Raw genomic sequence first — 2757 nt, 5'->3', positions numbered from 1 at the left:
TGTTTTAAGGCTCGTTCAATATTTAGCATTCTTCTGGCCAATTTCTGCTTGAACCATTTTACCTTATTTCCCAACAACTCTATTTTAAAAGAGGTGCATTGAAGGTGGTAGAGTAAAATACTCAGCTTTACCAAATCTTCACAAATTTCAGCCGTTTTTTAAAGTTTCTGTGTTATTTTGTTTATTTATGATCTAATTTCACTTAATCCTCAAAAATATCGTGTATAATTAAGAGTTTTTCCTATTGTGATATTTTTCGGTATTTGTAGATTGGATTAAAAATTTAGTAGTTAATTTTACAAAAAAATCTGGGGTGGTGCATAGTAATGAATTAAAAATTTAGTAGTTAATTTTACAAAAAAATAGTCTCGGTAAGAAGGCACAAAAAAATCTGGGGTGGTGCATAGTAATGGTAGAGAAAGTGTGGGTAGTGTGTGGAGTGTGGGAAGAAATTGACGTAGCAGTCAGCAGTCAGCGGTCAGCAGTCAGCTATCAGCTTTTCACTGTGTATAATGGGTGTTTGAATCCCCCATAAAAGGCGCACCACTAATTTTTCAAGCTCTTGTGAGGGACTTAAACCCTCGGATTTTAGCGCTCCTGCTAAATGCTGGCAAGCGCAGCATTCCGTAAGGAAAAGCTAATAGCTAGTTAAAATATATATCTTTTCTTTACCATTACTTAACAGGACAAGTAAATCTGGTAGTCCTCCATCGTCATAATTATGGATTTACCAATTGTGAAAAAATTGGGACAATATCAGGACTTACGCAGAGGTACTACATATAGAGTTAAAAAATTATAACTATTGTTGAATGCTATACACATGGTCTTTGCCTAAGTCCTAAATATGTGAAGATCGAGGTTACATCATTACGACTCCATGAAGATTTTACTACAGATTTGAAGGCGAGAAAAAACTAAGAGCCATCTAGAGCTAGAAATACCAAGATTATCAGCAAACTGGCCACTCTAAAAATCATAAATTAATCAATTGCATCTGAGTAATTAATAGCGAACATTTTCTTGTTTCTCCAAGAGGTAGAAATTATGAATTTTCCTTTAATTATCTTGAGATGTACCTTGTTGATAATTTTTCTAGTCCAAACTTGGCTAATACATCCTTTGCCCAGTTTTGCTCTAACGGTACAACAAGTATCAAACCCCCGACAAGACTATCATGGTTGGGTGACAGATATGGCGGAAATTCTCAGTCCAAGTACAGAAACTCAACTTAACCAAATGATTTCCGACTTAGAAGCCAAAAATGGAGCAGAAATTGCTGTTGTGACTGTGCCAGAAACTCAACCCACAGCAACTCCCAAAGAATTGGCGACTAAGTTGTTTCATTATTGGGGAATTGGTAAAAAGGGTCAAGATAATGGTGTGCTGTTTTTAGTTTCTATAGGCGATCGCCGTGTGGAAATAGAAACTGGTAAGGGAATACAGGAAACTTTACCAAATGCCACGGTTTCTAATATTATCGACAGTAAAATTATCCCTGAATTTAAGTCAGGAAACTTTGAAAGTGGTGTAGTTGCAGGTACAAAAGAATTAGTAACATCCCTGAAAACAGAGAAATATCAGTTAGGTAAAGCTTCTACCGCAGGTATTGTTAGTTGTATCTTCATAGTTATAGGTATCTTCATGGGTATCTTAGTGATATGGATATTTTGGAGGATATTCAAAATTCTGCCAAAAACCCAGATGAGTCCGAAAACCACCTATATTAGTCGCAGTAGCAATTATAGAACTACTGGCAATAGATCGACTAATACCAGTCGTAGCTCTTACAGTGGTTATAATAGAAGTAGCTCTTACAGTAACAGTAGAAATAGTAGCAGTAGCTATGGAAACTATGACTATCATAGTTTTGGTGGTGGTAGTAGCTATGGAAGCTATGATAGTGATAGTTTTGGTGGTGGTAGTAGCTATGGTGATGGTGGTGGTAGTAGCTATGGTGATGGTGGTGGTAGTAGCTATGGTGACAGTGGTGGTGATAGTTGTGGTGATGGTGGTGGCGATGGTGGTGGTGAGTAATAACTATACTTTTAGTATGGTAAAATCATAGTCATTGGCTTTTGAGACTGAAAATTAGAGAAAGATAGCAAAGTACATTAATACTTCAATTATCGCTGATCAGGAAGAGGGAAAAATAATAATTCCTCTTCCTTTTTTCTAACCAAAAAATATCGAATTAACAGCACTTTATTAATCTTAAAATTCAGTCTTGTTAAAGTTGATGTTTGGGTTAGTAGCAAGGCATGAATACAGAAACAGGATAAATTTATTTTATAGCACTACCCATTCAGGTTAGGGCAGTTATAAATCATGGAACCCTTTAACAGTCTACTGTTCCCTGTTCCCTATTCCCTATTCCCTAGCGCGTAGCGCTATACCGAAATATTCTGGTTTCAAGCCTCCCCTTTTAAGGAGATAATAAATAAAAATTTTCCTGTTCGTCAATCCTATCCGTTTTCAAGGAGAGGTAATTCGCGCATTCTAAATTATTAGAAATGAAGCGATCGCCTAAAAGTAGTTTAGAAGTGCTGTATCTAGATTAGATGATAAACTTCACATTACACAAGGAGAAAAGGGAACTGTGTTAGTCTGTGAACCAAATTAATAATTAATAATTGCCTCTTCTCAAAAAGAAAAGGATTAGATAAAAAGATTTTTTTATAAATCGTATTATATATTCTTTTTGTATGATAAGATTAGAAACTAATTTTATTTATTGTTTAAACTAAGGTATCTATG

1 protein-coding gene is annotated in these 2757 nt (G+C 35.4%); it reads left to right on the top strand.

Annotated elements, in window-relative coordinates; translation table 11 throughout:
• Positions 1–1047: 1047 nt before the first annotated feature.
• Positions 1048–2037: a YgcG family protein gene (locus AFK68_RS37980; RefSeq protein WP_210407195.1), complete on the top strand. Its 990-nt coding sequence runs from the start codon at positions 1048–1050 to the stop codon at positions 2035–2037.
• Positions 2038–2757 lie beyond the last annotated feature (720 nt).

This window comes from Hydrocoleum sp. CS-953 (assembly GCF_002260545.1).
GTDB lineage: Bacteria > Cyanobacteriota > Cyanobacteriia > Cyanobacteriales > Microcoleaceae > Trichodesmium.
The sequence above is the reverse complement of the archived record's forward strand: the minus strand, read 5'-3'. Positions and strand labels throughout refer to the sequence as shown.

Excerpts from the sequence above, each read along its gene's own strand:
- AFK68_RS37980 (WP_210407195.1), top strand. The coding sequence starts at position 1,048 with ATGAATTTTCCTTTAATTATCTTGAGATGTACCTTGTTGATAATTTTT.